At 71.9% G+C, this 21,352-nt stretch carries 21 protein-coding genes, 1 pseudogene and 1 riboswitch; of the genes and pseudogenes, 12 read left to right on the top strand and 10 right to left on the bottom strand.

The genetic code is table 11. The features are described from left to right. Nucleotides 1-125: 125 nt before the first annotated feature. The 4 genes and pseudogenes from BMY89_RS16715 to BMY89_RS16700 all read left to right on the top strand — a co-directional run. Nucleotides 126-731, top strand: a pseudogene (locus BMY89_RS16715) (ABC transporter ATP-binding protein); the annotation flags it as partial. Further along, a complete protein-coding gene (locus BMY89_RS16710) occupies nucleotides 728-2,767 on the top strand; it encodes a DUF5941 domain-containing protein (RefSeq protein ID WP_372433250.1) in 2,040 nt (679 codons plus the stop codon). The pseudogene BMY89_RS16715 and the gene BMY89_RS16710, both read left to right, overlap by 4 nt. A gap of 15 nt (nucleotides 2,768-2,782) precedes the next feature. Continuing rightward, complete coding sequence (locus tag BMY89_RS16705; RefSeq protein ID WP_092380925.1) at nucleotides 2,783-4,963, top strand: bifunctional glycosyltransferase/CDP-glycerol:glycerophosphate glycerophosphotransferase; 2,181 nt, start codon at nucleotides 2,783-2,785, stop codon at nucleotides 4,961-4,963. Nucleotides 4,964-5,064: 101 nt separating this feature from the next. Beyond that, entirely contained in the window at nucleotides 5,065-6,423 is a 1,359-nt protein-coding gene (locus BMY89_RS16700) for an ABC transporter ATP-binding protein (protein WP_372433251.1), read from the top strand. A gap of 52 nt (nucleotides 6,424-6,475) precedes the next feature. On the opposite strand, the gene BMY89_RS16695 is transcribed toward BMY89_RS16700, so the two are convergent. Further along, nucleotides 6,476-6,850, bottom strand: coding sequence for a hypothetical protein (locus tag BMY89_RS16695; protein ID WP_232521387.1), 375 nt, complete (start codon nucleotides 6,848-6,850; stop codon nucleotides 6,476-6,478). Nucleotides 6,851-7,129: 279 nt separating this feature from the next. Between BMY89_RS16695 and BMY89_RS16690 the strand changes: the two genes are divergently transcribed. Then, complete coding sequence (locus tag BMY89_RS16690) at nucleotides 7,130-7,930, top strand: helix-turn-helix domain-containing protein (RefSeq protein ID WP_092380924.1); 801 nt, start codon at nucleotides 7,130-7,132, stop codon at nucleotides 7,928-7,930. Then, entirely contained in the window at nucleotides 7,921-8,109 is a 189-nt protein-coding gene (locus tag BMY89_RS16685) for a DUF397 domain-containing protein (RefSeq protein ID WP_092380923.1), read from the top strand. The genes BMY89_RS16690 and BMY89_RS16685 overlap by 10 nt, the downstream gene beginning before the upstream one ends. Nucleotides 8,110-8,165: 56 nt before the next feature. Here BMY89_RS16685 and BMY89_RS16680 read toward each other — a convergent pair whose 3' ends face one another. After that, nucleotides 8,166-8,762 (bottom strand): hypothetical protein, encoded by a 597-nt coding sequence (locus BMY89_RS16680; protein WP_092380922.1) that lies wholly within the window; start codon nucleotides 8,760-8,762, stop codon nucleotides 8,166-8,168. Nucleotides 8,763-8,874: 112 nt separating this feature from the next. On the opposite strand from BMY89_RS16680, the gene BMY89_RS16675 reads away from it, so the two are divergent. From BMY89_RS16675 to BMY89_RS16665, 3 genes are all read left to right on the top strand, one after another. After that, nucleotides 8,875-9,339: a DUF4442 domain-containing protein gene (locus BMY89_RS16675; RefSeq protein WP_092380921.1), complete on the top strand. Its 465-nt coding sequence runs from the start codon at nucleotides 8,875-8,877 to the stop codon at nucleotides 9,337-9,339. Between the two features lie 84 nt (nucleotides 9,340-9,423). After that, on the top strand, nucleotides 9,424-10,176 hold the full coding sequence (locus BMY89_RS16670; RefSeq protein WP_092380920.1) for an HAD family hydrolase: 753 nt from the start codon (nucleotides 9,424-9,426) through the stop codon (nucleotides 10,174-10,176). Further along, a complete protein-coding gene (locus BMY89_RS16665; RefSeq protein ID WP_092380919.1) occupies nucleotides 10,173-12,548 on the top strand; it encodes a glycoside hydrolase family 65 protein in 2,376 nt (791 codons plus the stop codon). Before BMY89_RS16670 ends, BMY89_RS16665 begins: the two co-directional genes overlap by 4 nt. A gap of 28 nt (nucleotides 12,549-12,576) precedes the next feature. Here BMY89_RS16665 and BMY89_RS30415 read toward each other — a convergent pair whose 3' ends face one another. After that, nucleotides 12,577-12,753, bottom strand: a complete 177-nt coding sequence (locus BMY89_RS30415) for a hypothetical protein (protein WP_170147706.1) — start codon at nucleotides 12,751-12,753, stop codon at nucleotides 12,577-12,579. 215 nt (nucleotides 12,754-12,968) lie between these two features. Between BMY89_RS30415 and BMY89_RS16660 the strand changes: the two genes are divergently transcribed. Next, nucleotides 12,969-13,637 carry a dienelactone hydrolase family protein gene (locus BMY89_RS16660; protein ID WP_092381198.1) on the top strand — a complete coding sequence of 223 codons (669 nt, stop codon included), beginning with the start codon at nucleotides 12,969-12,971 and terminating at the stop codon, nucleotides 13,635-13,637. Between the two features lie 35 nt (nucleotides 13,638-13,672). Here the strand turns inward: BMY89_RS16660 and BMY89_RS16655 are convergent, their stop codons facing one another. From BMY89_RS16655 to BMY89_RS16640, 4 genes are all read right to left on the bottom strand, one after another. Continuing rightward, nucleotides 13,673-14,869, bottom strand: a complete 1,197-nt coding sequence (locus BMY89_RS16655) for an AI-2E family transporter (protein ID WP_092380918.1) — start codon at nucleotides 14,867-14,869, stop codon at nucleotides 13,673-13,675. 134 nt (nucleotides 14,870-15,003) lie between these two features. Next, nucleotides 15,004-15,792: a hypothetical protein gene (locus BMY89_RS16650; protein WP_092381197.1), complete on the bottom strand. Its 789-nt coding sequence runs from the start codon at nucleotides 15,790-15,792 to the stop codon at nucleotides 15,004-15,006. A gap of 130 nt (nucleotides 15,793-15,922) precedes the next feature. Beyond that, nucleotides 15,923-16,333, bottom strand: a complete 411-nt coding sequence (locus tag BMY89_RS16645) for a hypothetical protein (protein ID WP_139217959.1) — start codon at nucleotides 16,331-16,333, stop codon at nucleotides 15,923-15,925. 133 nt (nucleotides 16,334-16,466) lie between these two features. After that, on the bottom strand, nucleotides 16,467-16,802 hold the full coding sequence (locus BMY89_RS16640; RefSeq protein WP_092380916.1) for a helix-turn-helix transcriptional regulator: 336 nt from the start codon (nucleotides 16,800-16,802) through the stop codon (nucleotides 16,467-16,469). Between the two features lie 156 nt (nucleotides 16,803-16,958). On the opposite strand from BMY89_RS16640, the gene BMY89_RS16635 reads away from it, so the two are divergent. Then, nucleotides 16,959-17,657 (top strand): carbonic anhydrase, encoded by a 699-nt coding sequence (locus BMY89_RS16635; protein WP_092380915.1) that lies wholly within the window; start codon nucleotides 16,959-16,961, stop codon nucleotides 17,655-17,657. A gap of 61 nt (nucleotides 17,658-17,718) precedes the next feature. Here BMY89_RS16635 and BMY89_RS16630 read toward each other — a convergent pair whose 3' ends face one another. From BMY89_RS16630 to BMY89_RS16620, 3 genes are all read right to left on the bottom strand, one after another. Then, on the bottom strand, nucleotides 17,719-18,732 hold the full coding sequence (locus BMY89_RS16630) for a coiled-coil domain-containing protein (RefSeq protein ID WP_092380914.1): 1,014 nt from the start codon (nucleotides 18,730-18,732) through the stop codon (nucleotides 17,719-17,721). Nucleotides 18,733-18,735: 3 nt separating this feature from the next. After that, nucleotides 18,736-18,867: riboswitch (cyclic di-AMP (ydaO/yuaA leader) on the bottom strand. A gap of 166 nt (nucleotides 18,868-19,033) precedes the next feature. After that, complete coding sequence (locus BMY89_RS16625) at nucleotides 19,034-20,398, bottom strand: YibE/F family protein (RefSeq protein ID WP_092380913.1); 1,365 nt, start codon at nucleotides 20,396-20,398, stop codon at nucleotides 19,034-19,036. Between the two features lie 312 nt (nucleotides 20,399-20,710). Further along, a complete protein-coding gene (locus BMY89_RS16620) occupies nucleotides 20,711-21,007 on the bottom strand; it encodes a metal-sensitive transcriptional regulator (protein ID WP_092380912.1) in 297 nt (98 codons plus the stop codon). Nucleotides 21,008-21,123: 116 nt separating this feature from the next. Between BMY89_RS16620 and BMY89_RS16615 the strand changes: the two genes are divergently transcribed. Continuing rightward, the gene (locus tag BMY89_RS16615; protein ID WP_092380911.1) at nucleotides 21,124-21,333 is read left to right on the top strand and encodes a heavy-metal-associated domain-containing protein; all 210 of its coding nucleotides are present in this window, start codon (nucleotides 21,124-21,126) and stop codon (nucleotides 21,331-21,333) included. Nucleotides 21,334-21,352 lie beyond the last annotated feature (19 nt).

Genomic DNA, 21,352 nt, shown 5'->3' with positions numbered 1-21,352 from the left:
TCGAGGCGGAGGGCCTCGGCATCCGGTTCGTCCGCAACCGCCGGCGGCAGTTGCGGCTGCGGGAGCTGTTCATCCACCGGGGGAGCCGGGGCGCCACGGACGGCCGGTTCTGGCCGCTGCGTGACGTCTCCTTCTCGGTAGCGCCGGGTGAGACCGTCGGGGTGATCGGCCGTAACGGCACCGGCAAGAGCACCCTGCTGCGGCTGATCGCCGGGGTGCTGATCCCCGACGAGGGACGGATCCGGGTGTCCGGTGACGTCGCCCCGCTGCTGGAACTCTCCGCCGGCTTCTCCAACGACCTGACCGGGCGGGAGAACCTGTACCTGGTGGGCGGGCTGCACGGGCTGTCGTCGGCGTACCTGAAGCGGCACTTCGACGAGATCGTCGCGTTCGCCGGCGAGCAGGTGGAACGGGCCATCGACACCTCGGTCCGGCACTACTCGTCGGGTATGAAGGTTCGTCTCGGATTCGCGATCATCTCCCACCTGCCGCACCCGATCCTGCTGATGGACGAGGTGACGGCGGTGGGGGACGCCGAGTTCCGCGCGAAGTGCTACACGACCATCGACCGTCTGCTCGGGGAGGGGCGCACTCTGGTGCTGGTGTCACACAACGAAAAGGATCTGACCCGGTTCTGCCGTCGGGGGCTCTTCCTCGACGCGGGCCGGCTGAGCGTCGACGGCACCATCGCCGAGGCGCTGGCCGCTTACCACGACGCGGTTCCCCGGTGACCCTCGCGATCATGCTTGCCGCCGGGGCGCCGGCCGCGGGCCTGCGGACGGGTACCGGCGAGTCACTGACCGACCGGCTGGCCGCCCAGTGGCGCCAGGCCGGGGTAGCGCAGGTGCGGGTCGCCGCGGACCTGGACGAGCTGGCCGACCTGGCCGACCGGGCCGGCGGCCCGGTGCTGGTCAGCGGCGTCGACCTGGTGGCGCACACCGCCGTACTGCGGCATCTGCTGACCAGTCCGGTCGGGCCGACCGTGGCGCTGGTGCTCACCGATCCGCCCACCGACGGACGGACGGTGCTGCGCGAGGAGCGCGGCCAGGTGGTCGAGGCGGGCCGCCCCGAACAGTTGGCGGGTGCCGCCACCGGCATCTTCGGCGGCGCGGTGCGGGTCGGCCGGGAGGACGTACCGGCGCTGGTCGCCGCCGCCAGGGCGGTCGCCGCCGGCCGGCTACCGGCCGGAGCCGTCGCGGTCGAGCTGGTCGATTCGGCCGGACTGGTCGATTCGGTCGGGCCGGTCGCCCGTCCGGACACGACGGCAGGTCCGGTCGTGGACCAGCTCTTCGCCGCCCTCACCGGGCAGGGCGCGCTGGTCCTCGCCCATCGGGTACGTCTGCTGGTCGCGCACCGGGTCGACGACGCCGCCGGGTTGGCCGGGGCGGAGGCGGCGGTGGCCGCCGTCGACGAGGACCGGGCCGAGCTGCGGCTGTCGGTGAAGGAGAAGGACGACTTCTTCACCACGTACTTCGTCAGCACCTGGTCGCCGTACGTCACCAAGGTCTGTGCCCGGTTGGGGTTGAGCCCGACGGCGGTGACCATGGTGTCGGTCGTCTTCGCGGCGGCCGCTGCGGGGCTCTTCGCCGCCGGTGGCCGACCGTTGCTGGTGGCCGGCGCGGTGCTGCTCTACCTCGGGTTCGTGCTCGACTGCGTGGACGGGCAGCTGGCCCGCTACACCCGCAACTTCAGCGCCTGGGGTGGCTGGCTGGACACGATGGCCGACCGGGCGAAGGAGTACCTGGTCTACGCCGGCCTGGGATGGGGTGCCACGGCGGCCGGGTTCCGGTACGGCTGGGCGCTGGCCATCGCCGCGATCACCATGCAGACCGTGCGGCACATGACCGACGCCTGGTACGGCGTACTGCACGACGAGGCGGCCCGCCGGCCCAAGAACGTCGGCGCCGGTGGGGGCGGCATCGGCGACCGGCTCAACGCGGCGTCGACCCGGGTGCAGGCCGACACCGGCTCGGTGTCGTACTGGCTCAAGCGCACGGTGGTCTTCCCGATCGGGGAACGGTGGGCGCTGATCGCGCTGGCCGTGGCGCTCTTCGACCAGCGGGTCGCGTTGGTCGCGGTGCTGACCTGGGGCGTGCTGGCGTTCGCGTACACGGGTGCGCTGCGTACCCTGCGGGCGCGCTGGATGTGGGTGCCGGTGCTGGACACGGTCGACGCGACCCTGCACCGCGACGACGGCCCGCTGGCCGCCCGGTTCCCGGTGGCCCGCCGCCCGGGGCCGCTCGGGTTGGCGGTACTGGCCATGGTGGTGGCGGCCACCCTGCTCACGCTGGCACTGGTCTACGGCGACGGGTGGCCGCGCTGGACCGTGGCGCTCGGGCTGGTGGGGCTGCTGGTCGCGGCGGCGGGTGCCGGTGCGGCGCACAACGGGCCGCTGGACTGGCTGGTGCCGGCCGCGCTGCGGGCCGCCGAGTACCTCTTCGCCATCGCGGTCGGGGTGATCGGCGGCGCGCCGGCCTGGCTGATCTTCGGGTACGTCTTCGTGCTCACCCTGCACCACTACGACCTGGTCGCCCGGCTGGAGAAGCGGCAACCGGCCCCGCCGTTGCACGCGGCGACGCTCGGCTGGGAAGGGCGGTCGGTGTTGCTGGCACTGGCGACGATCGCCGGAATCGCGAGTATTGGTCTAGCTACACTCGGTATCTACCTGCTGGCCCTCTTCGTGGCGAGCGTGGTGCTGGCCTGGGTGGTCCGGCCGGCCCGCACCGCGCCGCTGCCGGCGGGCACGGGAGGTCAGGCGACGCTCTGAGGAGGGGCCGGGACGATGACGCTGATCAGCTTCGTCGTCCCGGCCTTCCGTGTGCAGGGCTACCTGCGGGAATGCCTCGACTCGATCCTGGCGCAGCCGGTCGCCGACATCGAGGTGATCGGGGTCGACGACTGCTCGCCCGACGGCAGCGGCGACATCCTCGCCGAGTACGCCGACCGCGACGACCGGGTGACGGCCGTGCGGCTGGACCACAACGTCGGGCTCGGCCCGGCCCGCAACGTCGGGCTGGACCGGGCCGTCGGCGAGTACGTCTGGTTCGTCGACGGCGACGACTGGCTGGTGCCGGACTGCCTCCCCGAGGTGGCCGCCCGACTGCGCGCCACCCGGCCGGACGTGCTGATCGTCGACCACGTACGCGCGCACTGGGACAACACGGTGACCCGCAGCGCGATGGTGGAGGTCTTCCCGGAGCCGCCCGGGCCGGTCACGTTCCGGCTGGCCGAGCGGCCGGAGACGCTGGAGCTGCTGCACACCGCCTGGAACCGGCTGGTCCGCCGGCAGTTCCTGGCCGACGTCGAGCTGCGCTTCGCCCCCGGCTGGTACGAGGACGTCTCGTTCAGCTATCCGGTGCTGCTGGCCGCCGACCGGATCGGCGTACTGGACGTGGTCTGCGTGAACTACCGGCAGCGGCGTGCGGGGGCGATCACGAGGACTCGGGGGGAGCGGCACTTCGAGGTCTTCGAGCAGTGGCACCGGGTGTTCCGGGAGCTGGACCGGATCGGTGCACAGGAGCTGCGACCGGCGGTCTTCGACCGGATGATGTGGCACTACCTGACCGTCCTCGGCAACGGCGACCGGATCGCCCCGGAGCTGCGGCCGACCTTCTTCGCCCGGGTGGCGATCGAGCATGCCCGCTTCCGGCCGCCCGGCGGGCACCGGGTGCCGGACGGGGTGGCCGGGCTGAAGCACCGGCTGGTGGCGACGGGCAGCTGGCGTACGTTCAGTGCGTTGCGGGCCGCCGGCCGGGCGGGCGAGGCCGCCCGGCGGGTCGCCGGGCGCGCCCGCCGACGGGTGCTCCCGCCGGCCCGGCGCAGCGTCCGGTTGGGCCGCGACGTGGTGCTGCGCCAGTACCAGCGGGCGCAGCGGCGTCGGCCGGTCGAGGAGAACCTCGCCGTCTACGCCGCCTACTGGTACCGCGGCTACGCCTGCAACCCGGCCGCCGTCTACGAGGCGGCGCGGCGGCTGGCACCGCAGGTCCGGGGGGTGTGGATCGTCCGGCGGGACCGGGTACACACGCTGCCCGAGGGGGTCGAGTACGTCGTCGCCGGTACGGCCGCGTACCACCGGGTGCTGGCGCGGGCCCGCTGGCTGATCAACAACGTCAATTTCCCGGACTCGGTGCGCAAGCGGCCGGACACGGTGCACGTGCAGACCCACCACGGCACGCCGGTCAAGGTGATGGGGCTGGACCAGCAGAGCTATCCGCTGGGCGCGGTCGGAATGGACTTCGCCGGGCTGCTGCGCCGGGTGGACCGCTGGGATTTCAGCGTCACCTCGAACAGCTTCTCCACCCAGATGTGGGAACGCGCCTATCCGGCCGGGTACACCACGCTGGAGGTGGGCTATCCCCGCAACGACCGGTTGGTCACCGCGACCGCCGAGGAGGTGCTGCGGCTGCGTGCGGAGTTCGGCGCCGGCCTCGGCGAGCAGGTCGTGCTCTACGCTCCGACGCATCGGGAGCACCTGCCCCGGTACCGACCACCGTTCGACCCGGAGCGGTTCCTGGACGGGATCGGACCGTCGGGCCTGCTGCTGATGCGTAGCCACTACTTCCACGACCGGAGCAGGCGGGTGCCGCCACCGGCCGCTCGGGGGCGGATCCTGGACGTGAGCGCGCATCCGCGGATCGAGGATCTGTACCTCGCCGCCGATGTGCTGGTGACGGACTACTCGTCGGCGATGTTCGACTACGCCGTCCTGGACCGGCCGATCGTGATCTATGCGCCGGACTGGGACGCCTACCGACTGACCCGGGGCGTCTACTTCGACGTGACCGCCGAGGCGCCCGGACCGGTGGCGCGCACCTTCGCGGAGCTGCTCGACGTGTTCCGCACCGGTGAGCTGCGTTCGACCGCCGCGGATCAGGCCCGGGAGCGGTTCCGGGAGCGGTTCTGCGCCCTGGAGGACGGGCACGCCGCCGAGCGGGTGGCACGCCGGGTATTCCTCGGCGAGTAGGCCGGCTGAGCGGCAAATTTTAGGCAATAGCCGCCATTCGATGGAACGTAATAAGTCTGTCACGATTCGAACATGGCACGTTTACCCGATGTGCTCTCGGCATGTGGCTGGCCACAGTCATTCGGGGTTTCGCCGACGAGCTGGGGGAGGGGACGGTGACCACCGTCGCGCTCAAGGATGTCACCAAGGTCTTCCGGGACGGCACGGTCGCGGTCGATCGCATCAATCTCGACGTCAACGACGGTGAGTTCATGGTGCTGCTCGGCCCGTCGGGCTGCGGCAAGTCAACCGTGCTGCGGATGGTTGCCGGGCTGGAGGACCCGACCTCCGGGGCGGTGATGCTCAACGGTGAACTGGCCAACGAGCTGCCGCCCCGGGACCGGAAGATCGCGATGGTCTTCCAGGACTTCGCGCTCTACCCGCACATGAGCGTCAACGACAACATCGCCTTTCCGCTCAAGCTGGCCGGTGTCGAGCCGACGCCGCGCGGCGAGCGGGTCACCGATGTGGCCAGCGCCCTCGGCATCGGCGACGTGCTGGCCCGCCGGCCCAGCCAGCTCTCCGGCGGGCAGCGGCAGCGGGTGGCGATGGGCCGGGCGATCGTCCGCCGACCCGGGTTGTTCCTGATGGACGAACCGTTGTCCAACCTGGACAGCGGGCTGCGGGCGGAGCTGCGAGCGGAGATCTCCGGCCTGACCCGCGAACTCGGCGTCACCACGATCTACGTGACGCACGACCAGGCCGAGGCGCTGACCATGGCCGACCGGGTCGCCATCATGCGCAAGGGTGTCCTCCAGGACGTGGGCACGCCGACCCAGGTGTACGGCCGCCCCGCCACCCTCTACGTCGCCGCGTTCCTGGGCAGCCCCCGGATGAACCTGCTGGAGGCGTCGGTCTACGTACACCTCGACCGGTACGTCACCCTCACCCTCGGCGAGCAGGCGCTCTACCTGCCCTGGGACGACATCCGCAGCCGGGCGGTGGCGCACTACCACGGCGAACGGATCGTGGTCGGGATGCGGGCCGAGGCGCTCACCCCGGTCGCCCCCGACACCCAGGGTGACGTGCTCCAGGGCCGGATCCGTTACCTGGAACATCACGGCCACGAGTCGCTGGCCTTCCTCGACATCGGCGCCACCGCGATCATGGTGGACGACATCGGGGCCCCGGTGGACGCGGAGACCGAGCCCGGCCAGCGCGGCCTGCGCCGGTTCGGGCAGGTGATGCAGCGGATCACCGGGCGGGCCACCAGCGAGCCGACGGCGCCAGCGGTCAACGGCAACCGGACCAGCGTGCTGAACGACCCGGGCCGCCATCACCGCCGCCCGGCCGAGCTGGCGGTCCGCCTCGCGCCGTACCCCGCCGTCTCCGCCGGCCACCCGCTCGCGATCAACGTACGCATGGACGCCCTGCACTTCTTCGACGAGCGCGGCGACCGCATCGACGTCGGCTGGCGCTGAGGTGTAAGGAAGGGCCCCCTGTTAACGCCTGCGGTAGAGCAGGGGCCCCCTATTAACACGGCTCGGCGGGCGGATCCGTGATCGGGCGGCGGTAGGGCGACCAGGCGACGAAGCGGGTGAACAGGGCGCGCGGGGCCGGGCCGTCGTGGGGGTTGAGGCGGTAGAGGTCGCGGGTCGCCTCGTAGAACAGGCCGGCAAGGTAGATCGACAGGCCGATCTCGTTGCGGCCGTACTCGACCTTGAGCAGCAGCCGGGCCATCGAGCAGGGCCATGGGTCTCCGCAGGCCCGGCAACACCAGATCGGACGCAACGGGGTGTGCGGCGTCTCGTGCACCGGGTACGCCCGGGGCCGCTCGGGGGCCGGCCCGCCGCCGGGCTGCGGTAGCTGGTGGCTGATCACCGGCCGGTCGGGCATCGGGCTGGTCATGTCTGGTCGCTCCGATCCGGGTCTTTGCTCGCGGGGGGAAGGGCGCTCGGGGCCGAGCGCTCGGAGGCCGGGCGCTCGGGGCCGGGCGTTCGGGGGCCGGGGTCCGTCTCGACGGGGGAAGCCGGACGGACCCCGGAACGGAAAGCCTCGCGGGTTGCCGCAACCCGGGGTATCCGTTGCGTGACAGTCTGGTGAGAACACCGCTACTTTCGGAAGGCGATCGGGCCCTACCAGCCCGGCCGTACGACGCGGCCGTCACCGAAGTGCAGAGGTGCGCAGATGGATCGAATGCCCATGTTGGAGTTGTTCGCCGGCGAGCTGCGCCGGTTGCGTACCAAGGCCGGCCTCTCCCAGGAGGCGCTCGGCGAGCAGGTCAGCTACTCGGCGTCGCTGGTGGCCTCGGTCGAGCAGTGCCGTCGGGCGCCCCGGGAGGAGTTCACCCTGCGGGTCGACGACATCCTGCACGGCGAGGGGCTGTTGGTCCGGATCCGGGAGGCGATCCTCAAGGAGAGCCTGATGCCGTGGTTCCGTGAGTGGGTGACCATCGAGCAGGAGGCGACCGCGCTGTGCAGCTTCCAGCCGCTGGTGGTGCCCGGCCTGTTGCAGACCGAGGAGTACGCCCGAGCGCTCTACGAGGGCGCGAGCCATCTGGTCGGGGAGCAGGTCGAGCACCCGCTGGCCGCCCGGCTCGACCGGCAGAAGGTGCTCACCCGGCCCGGCCCGCCACTGCTGGTGGCGGTGCTCGACTACACGGTGCTGGAGCGCCCGGTCGGCGGCCCCAAGGTGATGCGCGAGCAGTTGCGGCGGCTGGTGGAGGTCGGCAGCCGGACCCGGGTGCACCTGCACGTGGTGCCCCGGGGGGTCGGCGCCTACCCGGGGCTGAACGGCGCGTTCGTGATCGCCACGCCGCCCGAGGGCGACGACCTCGGCTACCTGGACAACCAGATGCGCGGCACCATTGTGGAGCGCACTCTGGACGTAAACTCCCTGCGACAGACCTGGGAGTCTGTCCGGGCCGAGGCGTTGCCCCACGGGGCCACCCTGAAGATGATCTCGGAGGCGGCGGAATCATGGACCTGACCGGCGCGATCTGGCGCAAGAGCAGCCGCAGCAGCGGCAATCAGGGCGACTGCGTGGAGGTGGCCGACAACCTGCCCGGCGTGGTCGGCGTCCGGGACAGCAAGGACCGGCAGGGGCCCGCGCTCACCTTCACCCCGGCCACCTGGCGGGCCTTCCTGGCGTACGCCAGGCAGCACTGATCTCGAAGCGGCAGCTTCCGCCCGATGGCACGGCCGGGGGAAGCTGGCGCCCGCTGTCAGTCGCAGAACTCGGCTTGAGCACGGAGCGCGACCGCCGAGGCTTCGCCCTTGGCGTACCTGGTGGCACAGACCACCACTCCGGTCTCGGCGTCCGACCAGGTGGACAGGACGCCCGCGACGGTGCCACCACCGCCCCGGCAGTCCGCCGTCACCGGGACGGAGACCTTCTCCACCGCCGCGTAGCCGACGTAGGCACGTAGTTCCCTGACGCCGGACAGGAAGCGATCGAGTTCGACCAGGGTGTCGCTGGTGCCGGAGGCGACGTAGCCGAGGGCGTTCTCGATGGCCGAGACGGCGGTGTCGGTGTCGACGGGGGATTCCCAGTCGACACCGGCGGTGAGCGGCTGGTCGACCTCAGGCGCCGGGGTGGCGTCGTCCGGCGTCACCTTGCGGATCGCGGTGAACGTCCAGGTCGCAGTGCCGGGGGCGCTGCTGGTGACGACGTCGGCAGCCTGGCAGGCGGCGGCGATCTGTCGGGCCGTCGGTGCCGGGCTGCCCGTGTCCTCCGCCGTCGGCGGCCCGCTGTTCGCGGTGCAGGCCGCGGCCGACAGGGCGATCATCACACCGACCGCGGACGCTCGTACCAGCCTCACGACATCACCTTCTCTTCACCCTTGAGTGGATGCCGGTGCAGCACCAGCGGTAGGCGTCTGAGGGGCCACGTTGGCGCTTGCGGGCGTAGTTACTGACAAGTAACATGCGGGAATGACCATCGACTCGCGCCAGGTGGCGGCCGGCATGCTTGAGGCGGTGCCCTTCGCCCGTACGCTCGGCTTCGAATTCGTCGAGGTGGCTCCCGAGGCCGACGGCGGTGTCCGGGCGGTCGTCCGGCTGCCCGACTCCCCGGCCACCCACAACCACGTCGGCGGCCCGCACGCCGGGGCGATGTTCACCCTCGGCGAGACCGCCTCCGGCGCGGTGGTGCTCGCCGCGTTCGGTCACCTGCTCGACCGGGCGACGCCGCTGGCCGTGCGGGCGGAGATCGGGTACCGCAAGCTCGCCATGGGGCCGGTGCTGGCGACGGCGCGGCTCGGCCGCCCACCGGCCGAGGTGATCGCGCAGCTGGAGGCCGGCGAGCGGCCGGAATTTCCGGTACCCGTGGAGATCGCCACCGAGGAGGGCAAGGTCACCGGGGAGATGACCGTCATCTGGACCCTGCGCCCGAACTGATCGACGGCCCAGGGCCCGACCTCGCGGCGCGCCAACGTCGGCGAAGTGCGTTTGCCCGTACACGGCGGTGGATAGATTGGTGCGATGCTCGGCCTGCCTGCTCACGTGACCGCATGTCTCTTCGACCTGGACGGTGTGCTGACGCGGACCGCCCGGGTACACAACGCCGCCTGGACCGAGACCTTCGACGACTTCCTGCGGCGGCGCGCCGCCGCCAGCGGCGAACCGTACCGGCCGTTCGATCCCGGCCCCGACTACCACCGCTACGTCGACGGCCGTCCCCGCCTCGACGGGGTGCGCACCTTCCTCGCCTCCCGGGACATCACCCTGCCGGAGGGTTCGGCTGAGGACCCGCCGGGCGCGCAGACCGTGCACGGCCTCGGCAATCAGAAGAACACCCTGGTGCTGGAGCGGATCCGCAGCGGCGGGGTGGAAGTCTTTCCCGGCTCGGTCGCCTACCTCAAGGCGGTGGCCGCGGCAGGACTGCGCCGAGCGGTCGTCACGGCCAGCGCCAACGGCCGGGAGGTGATCGCCGCCGCCGGTCTGGAACCGTTGCTCGAAGCCCGGGTCGACGGGCTGACCGCACAGGCCGAGGGGCTGCGTGGCAAGCCGCACCCGGACACCTTCCTCGCCGGGGCGAAGCTGCTCGGCGTGGACCCGGCGCAGGCGGTCGTGTTCGAGGACGCGCTCGCCGGCGTCGAAGCCGGCCGGGCCGGTGGGTTCGGGTACGTGATCGGGGTGGACCGGGCCGGTCAGGCCGACGAACTGCGCGCACACGGCGCCGACCTGGTGGTGGACGACCTCGCCGACCTGCTCGACGCCGGAGCGCCCGAGTGATCCGGGAGCGGGCGTACCCGGTCGAGCCGTGGCACGTCCGGGAGACCCGGCTCGACATGGACGTGCTCGCCCAGTCCGAATCGGTCTTCGCGCTGTCCAACGGGCACGTCGGCCTGCGGGGCAACCTGGACGAGGGCGAGCCGCACGGCCTGCCCGGCACCTACCTCAACTCCTTCTACGAGCTGCGTCCCCTGCCGTACGCCGAGGCCGGGTACGGCTTCCCCGAGTCCGGCCAGACCATCGTCAACGTCACCAACGGCAAGCTGATCCGGCTGATGGTCGACGACGAGCCGCTCGACGTGCGTTACGGCGAGGTGCTCGCCCACGAGCGGATCCTGGACCTGCGCGCCGGGACGCTGCACCGGTCGCTGCACTGGCGCTCGCCGGCCGGCCGCGAGGTCCGGATGAACAGCACCCGGCTGGTGTCCTTCCGGCAGCGCTCGGTCGCCGCGATCCACTACGAGGTGGAGGTCGCCGACGGCAAGCCGCTGCGGCTGATCGTCCAGTCGGAGCTGGTGGCCAACGAGACGCTGCCGCCACAGAGCCGCGACCCGCGTGTCGCCGCGGTGCTGGAGTCCCCCCTGGAGGCGGAGGAGGAGCTGACCACCGCCAACGGCGGGTTGCTGATCCACCGGACGAAGGTCTCCGGGCTGCGGGTGGCTGCCGCGATGGATCACGAGGTGGAGTCGCCGGCCCGGATCATGTCCGAGTCCGAGGGGTACGAGGACTGGGTGCGTACCACCATCGCGTGCGTGCTGGAACCGGGCCAGAAGCTGCGCGTGGTGAAGTACCTGACGTACGGCTGGTCCAGCCGCCGTTCGCTGCCGGCGCTGCGCGACCAGGTCGGCGCGGCGCTCGCCGCCGCCAAACTGGACGGCTGGGACGGGCTCGCCCGCGAGCAGCGGGAGTACCTCGACGAGTTCTGGGACGCCGCCGACGTGGAGGTCGACGGCGATCCGGAGGTACAGCAGGCGGTCCGGTTCGGGCTGTTCCACGTGCTACAGGCCGGTGCCCGCGCGGAACGCCGGCCGATCTCCGCCAAGGGGCTCACCGGGCCCGGCTACGACGGACACGCCTTCTGGGACACCGAGATGTTCGTCCTGCCGGTGCTGACGTACACCCATCCCGCCGCCGTGCGGGACGCGCTGTACTGGCGGTACTCGACACTGGCACAGGCCCACGAACGGGCCCGCACCCTCAACCTGGAGGGCGCGGCCTTCCCGTGGCGCACCATCGAGGGGCCGGAATCCTCGGGCTACTGGCCGGCCGGCACCGCCGCGTTCCACGTCGCCGCCGGCATCGCCGACGCGCTGCGCCGCTACGTGCTGGTCAGCGGGGACCGTCAGCTGGAGCAGGAGATCGGGCTGACCCTGCTGGTGGAGACCGCCCGGCTGTGGCGTTCGCTCGGGCACCACGACCGCGAGGGCCACTACCACATCGACGGGGTCACCGGCCCGGACGAATACACCGCTGTCAAGAACGACAACATCTACACCAACCTGATGGCGCAACGGAACCTGCTCGCCGCCGCCGACGTGGTGATGCGCTACCGCGAGCAGGCTTTCCACCTCGGCGTCACCGACGAGGAGGCCGCCAGCTGGCGGGACGCCGCCGCGGCCATGCACATCCCGTACGACACCGAGCTGGACGTGCACCAGCAGGTGGAGGGCTTCACCCGGCTACAGGAGTGGGACTTCGCGCAGACCCCGCCGGACAAGTACCCGCTGCTGCTGCACTATCCGTACTTCGACCTGTACCGCAAGCAGGTGGTCAAGCAGGCCGACCTGGTGCTGGCCATGCACTGGCGTGGGGACGCGTTCACCAGCGAGGAGAAGCTGCGCAACTTCCTCTACTACGAGCGGCGCACCGTCCGGGACTCCTCGCTGTCGGCCTGCACCCAGGCCGTACTGGCGGCGGAGGTCGGCTACCCCGAGCTGGCGCACAGCTACCTGCGCGAGGCCGCGCTGATGGACCTGCACGACCTGAACGAGAACACCCGGGACGGGGTGCACATGGCCTCCCTCGCGGGAGCGTGGCTCGCGCTGGTCGGCGGGTTCGGTGGACTACGCGACCATGACGGGGTGCCGTCCTTCTCGCCCCGACTGTCGCCCCGGCTGGGCGGCCTGTCGTTCTCGTTGCAGTGGTGCGGGATGCGGCTACGGGTCGACGTCCGCCCGCACGAGACCACGTACGCCCTGCACCACGCCGAGCCAGACGCGGTGCTGGAGCTGCGCCACTACGGCAAGCTGGTACGCGTCGCCTGGGGAGAGCCGGTGACCGTACCGATCCCACCGCCCCGCAGGGATCTGCCGGCAGCGGAGCAGGCCCCCGGCCGTGCTCCGCTGCTCCGGCTGCCGGGGAGTTCGTCCTGAGTCGACGCCGCGCCGGTCGGACCAGCCGTCAGATCGGCTCGCCCTGGGAGGGCCGGCCGGTGGCGTCGTGGGGCGCCCTGGCCCGGGGATCGTCGGCCGAACGCGCCTGGGCCGCTTCGTCCGCCCAGTCCCGTCCGCGCTGCGTGTCCTCTTCCCGCTGCTTGCGCTCGGCGGCCTTCTGCACGGGCTCACGTTGATGCGCCATGACGGTCCTCGCGATCTGGTCGGCGGCGCCGGTGACGCCGGTCCGTCTGCGGTCGCTCGTCGGCTACCCGGAGCCTTCGGGTGCAAACGCCGGTGCGGGCCTGCTGGCGTGCCGCCGGCTGACCGGGGTATCCGGGCGGTGCGCTGACCGGGGTGTCCGGGCGGTGCGCTGACCGGGGTGTCCGGGCGGTGCAGCAGCGTCACCGGGAGGACGAGATGGGCGTACGGGGCAGCGAGGTGACGATCCGGGCGGGCCGGGCCGGCCTGCTGGCCGACCTGCTGGTGCCGGCGGAACCGGTCGGGGTGGTGCTCTTCGCGCACGGCAGTGGCAGTTCCCGGCACAGTCCCCGCAATTTGGCCGTGGCCCACCAGCTCAATCGTGGCGGGCTCGGCACCGTCCTGGTCGACCTGCTCACCGAGGCCGAGGAGCAGGTGGACGGAGTGACCGCCGAGCTGCGTTTCGACATCGGCCTGCTCGCCGTCCGGCTGGCGGCGGTCGTGGACTGGCTGGCCACCGAGCGGCCCTTCGGCGCCGCCCCGATCGGCATCTTCGGCGCCAGTACTGGTGCCGCCGCCGCGCTGGTCGCGGCGGCACAGCGGCCGGACCTGGTGCGGGCCGTGGTGTCCCGGGGTGGCCGTCCCGATCTGGCCGGTGCCGCCCTCGGCCAGGTACGCGCCGCCACCCTGCTGCTGGTCGGCGGTCGCGACGAGCAGGTCATCGCGCTGAACGAACAGGCGCTGAGCCAGCTGACGGCGCCGGCCGAACTGCGGGTGATCCCCGGCGCGACGCACCTTTTCGGGGAGCCGGGCACCCTGGGGCAGGTCGCCGAGGCGGCGGATGACTGGTTCCACGGTCACCTGCACGCCCAGTCGGCCAGGCCCTGAGCCTCGGGGCCGCGCCACGGCGGCCGACTCCGGCTTCAGGCGGGCTTGGGCGCAGGCCCGGGCTCAGGTCCGGGCTCGGGTTCTGCTTCGGGCTCGGCCGGCGACGGCGGTGCAGACGGTGGTGACGATGTCGCGGCGGCCTCACGTTGCCGCTGCACGCTGTCGATCACCCGCCAGGTGACGGCGGCGATCGGCACCGCGACGAAGGCGCCCGCGATGCCGGCGATCAGCGCGCCGGCGGTCACCGCGAGCAGGATCACCACCGGATGCAGTCGTACTTGGCGCTTCATCACCAGCGGTTCCAGCAGGTTGCCCTCGATCTGCTGGACGGCGATCACGGCGGCCAGGGTGAGCAGGGCGGTGGTGGGACCGTTGGCGGCCAGCGCCACCAGCACGGCGACCGCGCCGGCCACGGTGGCACCGATGATCGGCACGAACCCGCCGATGAACGTGATCAACGCCAGCGGCAGGGCCAGCGGCACACCGAGCAGCACCAGCGCCAGGCCGATACCGACCGCGTCGATGCCCGCGATGAGCATGGTGCCCCGGCTGTACGAGCCGAGGGTCCGCCAACCGACCCGACCCGCCTCGGCGGCGACGCCCCGGTTCGGTCCGGTCATCCGGCGCAGCACCCAGTGCCACATCCCGCGGCCGTCCTTGAGCAGGAAGAACAGCAGCACCAGGGCGAGCAGCGCGGAGCCGAAGGCCTCGGTCACCGTCCGGGCGCTGGAGACGGGGTCCACCTCCTGCTGGCTGACCGCCTGGCTCAACTGGTTGAGCAACCCGTCGAGCTGGTCGTCGGTCACCGGAAGGCTGGAGGTGATGAAGTCCCGGGTGCGTTCCAGCCCCTGACCAAGCTCCTCGCCAAGCTCGCTGAACTGGCTGGCGGTCATGTTCCAGACCAGCACGCCGACGCCGCCCAGGACCCCGAGCAGCAACAGGACGGTGAGCAGCGCGGCCAGTGCGGCGGGCAGCCGCAGCCGGCGTAGCGCCAACTGCACCGGGTCGAGCAGCGCGGCGAGGAAAAGGGTGGCGGCCACGGCGATGGCCAGCGGGGTCACCAGCATCGTGATCTGTGCCAGCAGGTAGAACCCGGCGGCGATCACCACCAGGCAGGCGCTCCACACCACTGCGGAGCGGACCAGCCAGGGCAGGGACGCCCACGTCTGTCGCGGCCCGGCGCCCCGGTCCGTTCGCTGGCCGGGCCTACGCCCGGCATCCCCTGCGACCACGTTGGCCCTCCTCGATGTCGGCGAGGGCGTTACCCGGACGGCGTCCCTCCGACACCGATCCCACGCTAATTCCCGACGAGCGGGGCGGTGGCGGTTCGGCTCAGCCGGTACCGGCGTCCACGTGGTACGGCGCGTCAGTAGGCGGCGACCGGTGCCCGACCCACCACGACGGCGGGGATCTCCCGGGTCTGCTCGCTGAAACCGAGCGCGCTCAGCGGCAGCACCGAGGCACGCTCCTGCGTCGCCGGCAGAAGCGCCGCGACCGTCTCCGCCCGCAGGCTGCGCGCCGCCGCGGCGGCGAGCTCCGCGGCCCGCCGGGCGCCCTGCTCCCGCTCCCGGGCTGCCCGCTGACGGGCCAGCAGGTGGTCCCGCACCGCCCGGTGCAGCAGCAGTTCCTGCTCGACCGGGTGCAGCCGGGGATCCCAGCCCCGGTGGGCGAAGACGTCACTGAGTTGCTCCACCGGAAGCTCCCGCCGCCAGTACGCGTCCAGGGCGGCCCGGTGCAGCCAGCGCTCGCGGTCGGCGTACTCGGCCGGCGTGCGCGGGGTCTGCGGCAGTGGCATGGCGGCGGCGTCGGAGAGCCGGCGGAGAGTGGTCTCCGCCGCCTCGTACGCCTGCCACGCCTGCGCGACCTCGTCCAGTGCGGCGAGCCACTCCTCGCGGCGGCGGCGCGCCGTCGCCTCGGCCCGCTCGGCGGCCACCATGACCTCCTCGGCCCAGCGGTCCTGATCACGCCGTTCGTCGGCGTGCTCCGAGCGGCTCGGCAGCGCGGCATCCCGGATCCGGGTACCGGCGTCGAAGCGGAGGAGCCGGGGACGCAGCACCAGGCCGGTGACGGCGAGCATCACCACGCCGAGCAGGCTCAGCCAGATCGCGGCAGCCCGGGGCACGTCGAGCAGGACGGCGGAGAGGGCGCTTTGCATGATCAACACCTCGTGGTCGGATTGAGGGTCGTCGAATTTCGGTGGACACGGAGGCGACGGCTGATCGACCAGCGGGCGCGTCGGGCGGGGGTACGCCTCGATCGTGCGGGTGGTGTCCGGCGAGCCGTCGTCAGGCGGCGGGTGGCCCGCGCCGGGTCGGCTCGCCCTCTCCGACGGCGGAAGTCGGTGCGGCGACGGGCCGGACCGGGCCGCTGACGGCGGGGACCGCGATGGCGATGCCCGGCGTGGCGACGCCCGTGGCGGATGCGGCCTCGGTGCGCTCGATGCCGGCCGAGGAAGAATCCGCGGTCGTCGCCTGCTCGTGCCAGGCCGGGATCTGGTCACCCACCCGGACGGGCTCGGCGGTGGCGCGGACGGCCACGGCCGGCAGATCCGTCGTGCCGGGCCGGGCCGGCAACTCGGCCGCGATCCCGCCGACGCCGACGGCGAGCACCAGTGCGGCCAGCGCCAGCCGGGTCAGTCCCCGCAGTGCGCGCAGCGTCGCCGGCCACATCGGACGGGCGAACGCGAGAGACGGCACCCGTCCAACCTATCCCGCCGCTCCGGGGAACGCACTGCCGCTACCGTCCGCGGACCGTGAAGCACGCCACGTCGTCCGGTTCGGACGGATCGACGGTGCCATCCAGGCTGCGCCCGCTGCGGGCCGAGCCGGCTCAGCGGTCGGCGATGCCGGCCACCGGTTCCTTGGCGAAGAGGGCCAGCAGATCACCGATGTGGCGGTCGGCCTCCGCCGGGTGGCGGAACCGCCCGGCCGGATTGAGGGTGTACTCGTTGCGCCGGCCGACCCGAGTGCGGTGCAGGTATCCGCCGGCCTCCAGGTCGGCGACGATCGCCTGGGCGGCGCGTTCGGTGACGCCGACTTCGTCCGCGACGTCGCGCAGCCGGGCGGTGGGGTTGCGGGCGATGGCGAGCAGCACATGTGCGTGATTCGTGAGGAAAGTCCAGTTTCGGGTGCTTTCCCGTTCGCCGGTGGTCGCCATGCTCGCCATCGTATGACTTCCGCTCCTCGCAGGAGCCGACGGATACATGAAATGCATATCACGCATAGCTTGACGTGCCTTGCGCTGCGTGTGACGGTGATGGCAGCCCGCGACCAGTGCCGGCCGGGATGACCAGGCGTCCACCGAGAGACGAGGTGAAGCCGGATGAGTCGACCCGGATCGCTCGGCCTGCAACCGGGGCCCGAGCGTGAGTACCTGACCACGGATGTTCCCGGCGCTCCGCAGCGGGCGCTCGCCGAGCTGATCGCCGGCAACCAGCGGTTCGTCACCGACACGCTCCGGCATCCCAACCAGAACGCCGGGCGTCGCGCCGCCGTCGCGGGCGAACAGCACCCCTTCGCCGTGATCGTCGGCTGCTCCGACTCACGGCTCGCTGCGGAGATCATCTTCGATCGGGGACTGGGTGACCTCTTCGTGGTCCGCACCGCCGGCCACACCGTCGGACCGGAGGTGCTCGGCAGCGTCGAGTACGCGGTGACCGTGCTGCGTACGCCGCTGGTGGTGGTGCTCGGGCACGACTCGTGCGGTGCCGTGCAGGCGGCGCGCGAGGCGGTGGCCACCGGCACCTCGCCGCCGGGTCACCTGCGGGCCGTCGTCGACGCCGTGGTGCCCAGCCTGCGCCGCGCGCAGCAGGCGGAGGTGACGGACCTGGACGGCATCGTCGAGATCCACATCGCGCAGACCATCGAGGCGATGCTGGCGTCCTCCACCGCACTCGCCGCCGAGGTGACCGACGGGCGGTGCGCGGTGGTGGGCATGTCGTACCGGCTGGCCGCCGGTGAGGTGCGCGCGGTGGCCGCCGAGCCCGCCGAACTGGCCGCGGTGGTGGCACCCGCCGCCTGACCTGACAGACGAGGGCCGTTCCGCCGGGTGGCGGAACGGCCCTCGATGCGTCGCGGAGCACTCAGAGCAGCGAGACGTGTACGTGGTCGGTGTGGTTCGATGGGCCGCTGTAGGAGCTCCACCCCGTTGCCGGGAACCAGATCTGCCGGTTCCAGATGACGTAGTAGACGCCCAGCCGGTCGGCGTTGCGGACCAGGAAGGCCGCCAGGTTGTTGCCGTAGATCCGGGTGTCGTTGTTGTGCCAGGGGCTGAAGCCGCTGTTCTGCAGCGACCAGTCACAGGCCCGGCCCTTGGGGTGCTCGAACTTGTCGCCCGGCCGGAAGCAGCCGACGAACCGGTTGAAGCCGGCCCGCTTGACCTCCTTGTACATGTGCAGCGTCCGGGGCGTGATGCAACCCGACGTGGTCGGGTCGTTCTGGCTGCACGACTCGGACTTCCAGCCGCCGTCCGCCGCCCGGTTCGGGCCCACCCGCGCCACCGGGGAGGTGGCGTCCACCAGGCCACCGGTGAGGCCCACGCCGCCGACCAGACGGAGCGACTTCTCCGCCTCGGTCTTCTTGCGGGCCATGTCGTTGGTCAGCTTCTGCTGCTCGCGTACCTCGGTGTCGAGCGCGAGCTTGGCCTGCTCGGCGCGGAGCTTGATCGCGTTGACCTCGCCCAGCTTCTTGTCGTTGACCAGGTTCAGCTCGTCCAGCGCGGAGGCGCGGCCGATGAACGAGTCGGGGGCGGTGCTCTGCAGCAGCATGGCGATCGCGCCGACCCGGCCGGTGCGGTACGACTGAGTGGCGATCTGGGCGACCTGCGGGGAGAGGGCGTCCAAATCCGCCTGGGCACGGCGGACCTCGACGGCGAACTGCAGCTGCCGCTTCTTGGACTTCTCCAACTTGGACTTGGCCTTGGAGTAGTCCCGGTTGGTCGCTTCGATCAAATCGTTGAGCATCGGCGGGTCGTCGTCGTGCTCCGCCGGCTTGGGGTCGTTCGGCGCGGCCATCGCCGGCAGAGGGCCGGCGAGCACGGCGAACGCGGCGAACACGGCCACCACGGGTGTCAACCAGCGGCGTAGGGGTGCCGTCACTGTTTTCCCTTCCATCGACCGCCGACCGGGTTAGCTGACGGGTTCGGGACGGAAGTGGCCCCTACCGCTCTCGCGGATTCACCCCACGTACCTGGTTCCCCGGCTCGCCTCGCGGCGATTGGGCGGTGGCACCGCAGGCGCCGCTGCGCGCCTTCGGCGGTGACCGGCAGTGAGGTTACCCGAGAGTCCATCTGGGCTTCTACGCCCCGAACCCGACTAGATGCGTCATTTCGTAATCGCTTTAGGTGACCAGCGACACGGAACTGAACCGCATCGGCGGGGGCAGTCACGTAGAGGAGTGTCACCATGTGGTGTCCGTGCTCCTGTCCGGATCGGGCCACCCCGAGCGGGTGGCGGGGGACGTGTTGCGGGTGGGTGGTGTGCTGAGCGCCTGGAGCGCCTCAGCCCGGTCCGTCGCCGGCCGGGGGACTGTGGGGGCCTGGTCGCCGGTGGTCGCGCCGACCCGATCGCCGTCGGCGGCGCCGGGGCGGCCAGCGGTGGTCACCACCGCGGCCAGCGCGGTGGTCAGCGGTACGGCGGCGATCAGCCCAAGGGTGGCCACCACGCTGCGGACGATCTCGGTGGTGAGGAACTCGGTGGTCACGATCTGGCCCAGCGCGCGGGAGTCGGCGGTGAGCAGGAGCAGCAACGGCAGCGATGCGCCGGCGTACGCCAGCACGATGGTGTTGACCACCGAGGCGATGTGCGCCCGTCCGACCCGGGTCGCCGAGCGGTACAGCTCACGGCGGGAGGCGTCGGGGTTGGCGTGGCGCAGCTCGGTGACCGTGGCGGCCTGGGTGACCGTGACGTCGTCGAGCACCCCCAGCGAACCGATGATGATGCCGGCCAGCAGCAGGCCGTGCAGGTCGACGTCGGCGCGGAACATGGACAGCGTGGTGGCGTCCTCGCTGCCGAATCCGGTCAGATGGGTGGCGCCGGTGGCGGCCAGACCGAGCAACCCGGTGAGGACCAGACTGCCGAGCGTGCCGAGTACGGCCACCGAGGTCTGCGCGGAGACGCCGTGCGTCAGGTAGAGCACCACGAACATGATCAATGAAGCGCCGACGATGGCGACCACCAGCGGCGGCTGGCCCGCGCTGATACCGGGCAGCACGAAGGTCAGCAGGATGGCGAAGCTTGCCGCCAGGCCGCCCAGGGCCGCCAGGCCCCGCAACCGCCCGAAGGCGACGATGGCCGCGGCGAAGAGCACCCCCAGCCAGATCAGCGGCTTGCCGCGTTGGTGCTCGGCGATGTTGTAGCTGCTGATCGACGGATCCTCCGGGTCGATCAGCGATACCAGGATGACGTCGTCGTCGACACCGACCCGGGGTGCCCCGGGGCCGGCCGGAATGGGCGTCTGTACCTCCTGGCCGGCGTCCGGGCCGGTGTCCACCCGAACGGTGACCGTGCCGCACGGCCCTGCCGACGTCGTCGGGCTGCCCTCCGGCACCGTGGGGTTGGGTGGGCAGGGTTCGGTCACCACCCGGGTGACCGTGCCGTGGTAGCGGGGCGTGTCGTCGGCGGCTTCGGGGCGCGGCGCGTCCCGGGGCCAGAGCACGATGGCGGCGACCAGGGTGACGAGGAAGAGGGGGACCACCGTCACGACGAGGATCCGCCGCACCCCCGGTGGGGTGGGCGGAGCGGAACGGGTGTGGTCGGCGCCCATTCAATGTCTCCCAACAAGTTCAGAGCTGAGTACGTGTCGATGGGCGCAAGGGTTCAGTCCAGCCGGCCGACGGGGGCGACGCGCGGCATGAACGTCCTGAGCGTGGCGTGGTGGCTGCGTACCGTGAGCGGAGGGCCGGCTGCGGTCGGCCGCTCCGGATCGGTGCGGCGCGCGCTCGGCGGCGGACGCGGGCGGAGAGGGCGCGCGGATTTCGGCTGGCCATCGTGTGCGAATGGTAGCCAAGCCTGAGATCGGAACGTGGCTCGCGCGGGTTCGTCGGCGGTTCGCGGGCGCCCACGTGGGGAGGGCTGGTCAGCCTCGCTTCATCAGGCGACCCACGGCGGCCATCATCTCGGTGGCCATCTCGTCGGCCCGACCCTCCGCGGCACCTTCGTGCATGCAGTGCCGGGCGTGCCCGTCGAGCAGGCCGAGGGCGACCTTGTCCAGTGCGGCCTGCACGGCGGAGATCTGGGTGAGCACGTCGATGCAGTAGCGATCCTCGTCGACCATCTTCTCGACGCCACGCACCTGGCCCTCGACGCGCCGCAGGCGGGCGAGCAACTGGTCCTTGCTGGCGGTGTAGCCACGGATCGGCGCGGGTGTGGTCATGGCGACAAGGATAACTTACCCCAGGGGGGTATGGTACCGTCGCTGTCCGGATACCCCTGGCGGGTATCCGGACGGATGCGCCACCCGCCGCCGGCGGGTGTGGAAGGAGAGTTCCCATGGTCACCGCTACGTACCAGGTGCAGGGCATGACCTGCGGGCACTGCGTCAGCGCGGTCGGTGCCGAGATCGGCGCGATCCCCGGCGTCCAGGACGTCCAGGTCGAACTGGCCGAAGGCCGGGTCACCGTCACCAGCGACCAGCCGCTCAGCGACGACGCGGTGCGTGTCGCCGTCGACGAGGCCGGGTACGAGCTGGCCGGCGCCTGAGGCGGCCGGCGGGTGGAAA

It is taken from the genome of Micromonospora phaseoli, assembly GCF_900109115.1.
Taxonomy (GTDB): Bacteria; Actinomycetota; Actinomycetes; order Mycobacteriales; family Micromonosporaceae; genus Micromonospora; species Micromonospora phaseoli.
Note: the sequence above shows the minus strand (reverse complement) of the source record. Positions and strands in the feature narration are given on the sequence as shown.

What these genes read in the sequence shown, in the direction of transcription:
- BMY89_RS16700 (WP_372433251.1), top strand. Translation starts at nt 5,065, where the DNA reads ATGTGGCTGGCCACAGTCATTCGGGGTTTCGCCGACGAGCTGGGGGAG.
- BMY89_RS16615 (WP_092380911.1), top strand. Translation starts at nt 21,124, where the DNA reads ATGGTCACCGCTACGTACCAGGTGCAGGGCATGACCTGCGGGCACTGC.
- BMY89_RS16675 (WP_092380921.1), top strand. Translation starts at nt 8,875, where the DNA reads ATGACCATCGACTCGCGCCAGGTGGCGGCCGGCATGCTTGAGGCGGTG.
- BMY89_RS16650 (WP_092381197.1), bottom strand. Translation starts at nt 15,792, where the DNA reads ATGCAAAGCGCCCTCTCCGCCGTCCTGCTCGACGTGCCCCGGGCTGCC.
- BMY89_RS16705 (WP_092380925.1), top strand. Translation starts at nt 2,783, where the DNA reads ATGACGCTGATCAGCTTCGTCGTCCCGGCCTTCCGTGTGCAGGGCTAC.
- BMY89_RS16670 (WP_092380920.1), top strand. Translation starts at nt 9,424, where the DNA reads ATGCTCGGCCTGCCTGCTCACGTGACCGCATGTCTCTTCGACCTGGAC.
- BMY89_RS16660 (WP_092381198.1), top strand. Translation starts at nt 12,969, where the DNA reads ATGGGCGTACGGGGCAGCGAGGTGACGATCCGGGCGGGCCGGGCCGGC.
- BMY89_RS16640 (WP_092380916.1), bottom strand. Translation starts at nt 16,802, where the DNA reads ATGGCGAGCATGGCGACCACCGGCGAACGGGAAAGCACCCGAAACTGG.
- BMY89_RS16620 (WP_092380912.1), bottom strand. Translation starts at nt 21,007, where the DNA reads ATGACCACACCCGCGCCGATCCGTGGCTACACCGCCAGCAAGGACCAG.
- BMY89_RS16635 (WP_092380915.1), top strand. Translation starts at nt 16,959, where the DNA reads ATGAGTCGACCCGGATCGCTCGGCCTGCAACCGGGGCCCGAGCGTGAG.
- BMY89_RS16685 (WP_092380923.1), top strand. Translation starts at nt 7,921, where the DNA reads ATGGACCTGACCGGCGCGATCTGGCGCAAGAGCAGCCGCAGCAGCGGC.
- BMY89_RS16625 (WP_092380913.1), bottom strand. Translation starts at nt 20,398, where the DNA reads ATGGGCGCCGACCACACCCGTTCCGCTCCGCCCACCCCACCGGGGGTG.
- BMY89_RS16690 (WP_092380924.1), top strand. Translation starts at nt 7,130, where the DNA reads ATGGATCGAATGCCCATGTTGGAGTTGTTCGCCGGCGAGCTGCGCCGG.
- BMY89_RS30415 (WP_170147706.1), bottom strand. Translation starts at nt 12,753, where the DNA reads ATGGCGCATCAACGTGAGCCCGTGCAGAAGGCCGCCGAGCGCAAGCAG.
- BMY89_RS16695 (WP_232521387.1), bottom strand. Translation starts at nt 6,850, where the DNA reads ATGACCAGCCCGATGCCCGACCGGCCGGTGATCAGCCACCAGCTACCG.